This window comes from Dapis hubbardiae BLCC-M172, from assembly GCF_050016015.1.
Taxonomy (GTDB): Bacteria; Cyanobacteriota; Cyanobacteriia; order Cyanobacteriales; family Microcoleaceae; genus Trichodesmium.
The window spans coordinates 39644-45643 of sequence record NZ_JBNHEQ010000237.1; the positions used below are offsets into that span (position 1 = coordinate 39644).

The following is a 6000-nucleotide window of genomic DNA, read 5'->3' on the forward strand; positions in this document are numbered from 1 at the left end:
GGAAATAGTTAGATTAAAATCTTAAAAAATTGAATTAGAATACTGTTGCTACTTGAGATTATATTCATTAGAAAGCTTTAGGCTGTAGGAAATTTTTGCTACTAACAACTAATCAGAATTAACCATCAAAAAATTGATACTGACTTATATATATAAATCAGTTTTAGATATAGCAATTCTATTTAGGTTACAATACTTTGATGGCATTTAGCAGTCAGGAGTCAGGAGTCATAATTTTCAAGGTTTCAGCTTTTTTTAACTATTATTAAAACTGTCACTAACAATTTAGGATTGCTATAGAAGTTTTATTATGAGAAATTATTCGTCCTATCTCCTTTGAAAAGTTATACTTTATAAATATATTTCTGAATATAAAACTTGATAAAAGAGAGAAGTTATACATTTGTAATTAAATTTATTTTTGCCTTATTCCTTCTTACTTCTTACCGAAAAATCAAGGTATAAAGCCTCTCCTTTCCAGGAGAAACAAAAAAAAATTTTCCTTTTATTCAATCCCCTTCCTTTTAGCGAGAGGTAATTATCAATTATCTATTATTGAATTCTTCCTTTTTTTTAAAGCTATACCCATAATGCTATCTCCACTTTTTGTTTTAGCTAGACACATTGCTAAAGCAACTTCTGGCAATTTTTTGAGCAAAAAATTAGTTGCCAGTAGAAATTTTTGCTACTAACAACTAATCAGAATTAACCATCAAAACATCCATACTGACTTATATATATAAATCAGTTTTAGATAGAGGGTTTATTCTGATAAATTATCCCTCCTAACTCCCTTGAAAACTTATGCTTTATAAACATCTTTCTGAATATGAAACTTGATAAAAGAGAGAAATTATAAATTTGTCATTAAATTGATTTTTGGCTTCTTCCTTCTTACCGAAAAATCAAGGTATAAAGCCTCTCCTTTCCAGGAGAAACAAAAAAAATTTTTCTTTTATTCAATCCTCTTCATTTTAGGGATAGGTAATTATCAATTATCAATTATCAATTATCCATTATCCATTATTGAATTCTTCCTTTTTTTTAAAGCTATACCCATAATACTATCTCCACCTTTTGCTTTAGCTAGAAATACTGCTGCAACTTATGGGAATTTTTTGATTAAAAAATTAGTTGCCAGTAGAAATTTTTGCGACCAACAACTAATCAGAATTAACCATCAAAGAATCAATACTGACTTATATATATAAATCAGTTTTAGATAGAGGGTTTATTCTGATAAATTATCCCTCCTAACTCCCTTGAAAAGTTATGCTTTATCAACATCTTTCTGAAGATAAAACTTGATAAAAGAGAGAAGTTATACATTTGTCATTAAATTGATTTTTGCCTTCTTCCTTCTTACTTCTTCCCGAATTACTAATAATTAATAATTAATAATTAAATAATTTTGGTTTAAAGCCCCCCCTTGGATAGGGGAAAAAAAGTGCTAGGATATTTCCTGATATTCAATTCCGTAATGGTTTTAACCAGAGGTAATTATCAATTATCAATTATCAATTAATGAACTCTTCCTTCAATCAATATCAACTTAACTAGAAGAAGCAGGCAAAGAAAGTTGAGGTTGAGTCTTTGGTTTATGACCATTACCATTACCATTACCATTACCATTAGTATTAGAATACTCTGGAGATAATAATACTTGACGAATCAAACGAGCGATCGCCCGTTGAGTCAAACCACCTGCTACTTGTTGCCCCATTTTTTGCATCTCTGGTTTAACTAATATATTTGGTACTAATTGTACTAACTGCATAGCATCAAAACCAGGAGTATCTTGAATAATTTGCCAGATATTTTTAATATGTTCTGCTCTCTTTTCATTACCAGGATTATTAGATGTAGTAACTGGAGTTTTCTCTACCTTCATTCCCAACCATTCATTGACTTTACTTCTCGCATTAATAAATGTATTTATCGATGCTAAATCTAGACTATTAATTAGTTCTTCAACTAAACGAACCCGAATAAAATCTCCTCGTTCAGATAACAAGAAATCTAGAGCCTGATCTAAAACTTTACTAATATCATAATCATCACTATTACTTGCATTTCTTAAAAGATTTTCCAATCTATTCCAACGAAAATCACCATCCTTAAAAAGTAAATCTTTCAAAGAAGTTCTCAACTCAGGAGCAGGGTCAGTTAATAAACGTTTTGCCACATAAGGATAAGCTTTACTCAGAACTTTAAAATTAGGATCGACATTAATAGCAATACCTTCCAAAGTTACCAAAGAGCGAATAATCAAAGCATAATAAGCAGGCACCCGGAATGGATACTCATACATTAAAGCTGATAACTGGTCTGTAATACTCTTAAAATTAAGTTCTGCCACACTAGCACCAAGAGCATTATTAAACACACCAGCCAATGCCGGAATAATCGGAGTTAAATCAGTTTCAGGAGTTAAAAATTCCAGCTTCACATAATCCTGACCTAAAGCATCAAAATCACGATTTACTAAATGTACAACTGCCTCCAATAAACCATATCGCTGATAAGTTTTAACCTCACTCATCATGCCAAAATCTAGATAAACTAACTTACCATCAGGACTTGCTAATAAATTACCAGGATGAGGATCGGCATGAAAAAAACCATGTTCTAATAACTGTCTCAAAGAACATTGCACACCAATTTCTATCAGATATTTCGCATCAATATTTTTGGCTTTTATAGCTTCCAAATCAGTCAACTTAGTACCCGTTATCCACTCCATTGTCAACACACGACGACCCGTATATTGCCAATAAATTTTAGGAACATAAATATCTTTCAAATGACCGTAGAGTTGTTTAAATTTTTCGGCATTTCGACCCTCTTGAGTGTAATCCATTTCCTCAAATATTCGAGTACCAAACTCATCCATTATGCCTACTAGATCGCTACGGAGTCGCTGAATATTTTTATGTGCCCAAATAGCTAATGTTCTTAATATATAAATGTCTAAAGCAATGCTTTCTGCTAAACCAGGACGTTGTACTTTTACTGCTACTATTTCTCCTGTTTTTAATTTGCCTTTATATACTTGTCCAAGGGAAGCTGCAGCGATGGGATTTGATGTTAATTCTGCATAAATTTCTTCTGGAGGAAAACCTAATTCTTCTTCTATAAAATGATAAGCAACTTCATTGGGAAAAGCAGGTAATTGGTCTTGTAATTTGGTCAGCTCATCTAAATATGTTGGAGAAGCTAAGTCTGGTCGAGTAGATAGTGCTTGTCCTACTTTAATAAAAGCAGGACCGAGATTTGTCAAAATTTCTCTTAACCAGATTGCCCGTTTTCTTTCATTTTTAGTGGCGTTACCAGTAATTTTGTCCAGCCATAAGCTAGAAGCAAATAATACAAAAGTCCATAAGATACTGATTCGCCGTTTCCAGACTTGCAAAGGACGTTTACTGTAGATGGCTGTTATTGCTTCTGGATCGTAGCGTAGGGCATTTTCTGCTGTCTCTGGAGGATTTTGAGATTTGGGTATTTCTGTATCTATATTTTTTAGTTGCATTGCTTCAACTTCTACTGTGTCTAATTTCTTGCTGTTGGAATTGATGTCTTTTTGGCGAGGAATAGATGATATTGTTTCTAAATTCATAATATTTAAGAAAAATTTAACGAATCTTGTTAAATATTGTAACAATATCCCTATTGTTGGGGTGCGAGTGTAAAAAATCAATCCTCCCTCTCGTTAGTGAATCTAATCTATGTCGATCGGGTGACAGAAAATTTTTTAGTTAGTTAAGAATCAAAAACAGAATTGCTAAACCTGACTATTGTTCTATAGAATTCCTAAGCGTATCTTTTACATTGGGTTTCTTTCTGTAATATTCGTGATATAACTGTCGGACTTATTCCGCCTTTTCCTGAGGTCATGCTCCGCTAAAGATGTCGCAAAGTGAAAACGGAAGGCAGTTCTATCACAAAGAAACTATACTATCCTTGGTTGAATAAAAAGTCATGCGTATATACGAACAACCCCATTTATAATTTATGATATCACAAAAATTGTGAGGATACAACCGAAAATTCTTTGAGGCGCGATTTTTTTTCTGGAGCTTTAGAAAATGAAAATATTGGTGATTTTTCACTTGAGGATGGAAAGATTCGATGGGGGAAAATTAACCATTTATGAGGCTTCAGAAAATGAAAATATTTCTGGTATTGCTCCTGGGAAAAATTCCCGAATATTTGATTTTCTCTCAGTAAAGATTTGGGTTGAATAAAAAGTCATGCGTATATACGAACAACCCCATTTATAATTTATGATATCACAAAAATTGTGAGGATACAACCGAAAATTCTTTGAGGCGCGATTTTTTTTCTGGAGCTTTAGAAAATGAAAATATTGGTGATTTTTCACTTGAGGATAGATGGAAAGATTCGATGGGGGAAAATTAACCATTTATGAGAAGCTCTCAAAATCTGACTATTGCTCTATACGCAATAGTGAAATGTCAAACCTAGAGAGCAAGGCAACTGAGAGTTGATTGCCACTGCCAGAAAATATCTGGCTCTATTTCTCTACCCGAAATTTCTTCTACCCATAGAAAATTTATTAGTGAATCAAGAATCAAAAAATTAATTGTGAAATATCACTATTGCTCTATACGCAATAGTAGAGCATCAAATCTACAGAGCAAGACAACTGAGAGTTATTTCCACTTCCAGAAAACATTTGACTATATTTCTCTAGCGGAAATTTCTTCTACTCACAGAAAATTTATTAGTGAATCGAGAATCGAAAAATTAATTGTAAAATTTTACTATTGCGACATACGCAATAGTAGAGCATCAAACCTACAGAGCAACGCAACTGAGAGTTGATTTCCATTGCCAGAAAATATTTGACTATATTTCTCTAGCGGAAATTTCTTCTACTCACAGAAAATTTATTAGTGAATCAAGAATCGAAAAATTAATTGCTAAATCTCACTATTGCGATATACGCATCGGGTAGAACATCAAACCTAGACTGCAACGCAACTAATAGTCACAGAAAAATTATTAGTGAATCGAGAATCGAAAAATTAATTGTGAAATCTGACTATTGCGACATACGCAACAGTAGAGCATCAAACCTAGAGAGCAAGAGACTTAAGAGTTTATTTCCTCTGACAGAAAATATTTGACTCTATTTCTCTACCGGAAATTTCTTCTACTCACAGAAAATTTATTAGTGAATCAAGAATCGAAAAAATAATTGCTAAATCTGACTATTGCGATATACGCATCGGGTAGAACATCAAACCTAGAGAGCAAGACAACTGAGAGTTAATTTCCACTGCCAGAAAATATTTGACTCTATTTCTCTACCTGAAATTTCTTCTAGCCACAAAACATTTATTAGTGAATCAAGAATCGAAAAAATAATTGCTAAATCTGACTATTGCGATATACGCATCGGGTAGAACATCAAACCTAGAGAGCAAAGCAACTGAAAGTTTATTGCCACTGCCAAAAAATATTTGACTCTATTTCTCTACCTGAAATTTCTTCTAGCCACAAAACATTTATTAGTGAATCAAGAATCGAAAAAATAATTGCTAAATCTGACTATTGCGATATACGCATCGGGTAGAACATCAAACCTAGAGAGCAAAGCAACTGAAAGTTTATTGCCACTGCCAAAAAATATTTGACTCTATTTCTCTACCTGAAATTTCTTCTAGCCACAAAACATTTATTAGTGAATCAAGAATCGAAAAAATAATTGCTAAATCTGACTATTGCGATATACGCATCGGGTAGAACATCAAACCTAGAGAGCAAGACAACTGAGAGTTTATTGCCACTTCCAGAAAATATTCGACTATTATTTCTCTACCCAGAATTTCTTCTAGTCAGAAAAAATTTATTAGTGAATCAAGAATCGAAAAATTAATTGCTAAATCTGACTATTGCGACATACGCATCGGGTAGAACTAAAACCTAGAGAGCAAGACAACTGAGAGTTTATTGCCACTTCCAGAAAATATTCGA

At 32.8% G+C, this 6000-nt stretch carries 3 protein-coding genes; 2 read left to right on the top strand and 1 reads right to left on the bottom strand.

Features of this window, described 5'->3' with window-relative positions; all coding sequences use genetic code 11:
• Window positions 1-1552: 1552 nt before the first annotated feature.
• Window positions 1553-3616: an ABC1 kinase family protein gene (locus ACP6PK_RS21980; RefSeq protein ID WP_426562659.1), complete on the bottom strand. Its 2064-nt coding sequence runs from the start codon at window positions 3614-3616 to the stop codon at window positions 1553-1555.
• A gap of 469 nt (window positions 3617-4085) precedes the next feature.
• Here ACP6PK_RS21980 and ACP6PK_RS21985 point away from each other — a divergent pair, with 469 nt between their 5' ends.
• Both ACP6PK_RS21985 and ACP6PK_RS21990 read left to right on the top strand, forming a co-directional pair.
• The gene (locus ACP6PK_RS21985; RefSeq protein WP_426562661.1) at window positions 4086-4244 is read left to right on the top strand and encodes a hypothetical protein; all 159 of its coding nucleotides are present in this window, start codon (window positions 4086-4088) and stop codon (window positions 4242-4244) included.
• A gap of 1487 nt (window positions 4245-5731) precedes the next feature.
• Window positions 5732-5902: a hypothetical protein gene (locus tag ACP6PK_RS21990; protein ID WP_426562663.1), complete on the top strand. Its 171-nt coding sequence runs from the start codon at window positions 5732-5734 to the stop codon at window positions 5900-5902.
• Window positions 5903-6000 lie beyond the last annotated feature (98 nt).

What these genes read in the sequence shown, in the direction of transcription:
- ACP6PK_RS21980 (WP_426562659.1), bottom strand. Translation starts at nt 3,616, where the DNA reads ATGAATTTAGAAACAATATCATCTATTCCTCGCCAAAAAGACATCAAT.
- ACP6PK_RS21985 (WP_426562661.1), top strand. Translation starts at nt 4,086, where the DNA reads ATGAAAATATTGGTGATTTTTCACTTGAGGATGGAAAGATTCGATGGG.